The sequence below is a fragment of the Paenarthrobacter aurescens genome (assembly GCF_025421775.1).
GTDB classification, from domain to species: Bacteria; Actinomycetota; Actinomycetes; order Actinomycetales; family Micrococcaceae; genus Arthrobacter; species Arthrobacter aurescens_B.
The window spans coordinates 1-229 of record NZ_JAOEFX010000813.1; the positions used below are offsets into that span (position 1 = coordinate 1).

A 229-nucleotide genomic window follows, 5' to 3' on the forward strand; every position below is an offset into this window, starting at 1 on the left:
TCAGCGGCGGCGCTTCTTGGCTTCTTCCGCGGCTTCCTGCTGCGCATCCACCACGGCCAGGGCCGTCATGTTGACGATGCGGCGCACGGTGGCGCTGGTGGTCAGGATATGCACGGGACGCGCGGCGCCCAGCAGGATCGGACCCATCGCGACGCCATTGCTGCCGGTCATCTTCAGCATGTTGTACGTGATGTTGCCGGTGTCCAGATTGGGCATGACCAGAAGGTTG

At 64.2% G+C, this 229-nt stretch carries 1 protein-coding gene; it reads right to left on the bottom strand.

What is annotated here, in order from left to right; all coding sequences use genetic code 11:
• A partial coding sequence (locus N7568_RS25665) for a phosphate acyltransferase (protein ID WP_261612423.1) occupies positions 1-229 on the bottom strand: 229 nt, incomplete at its 5' end.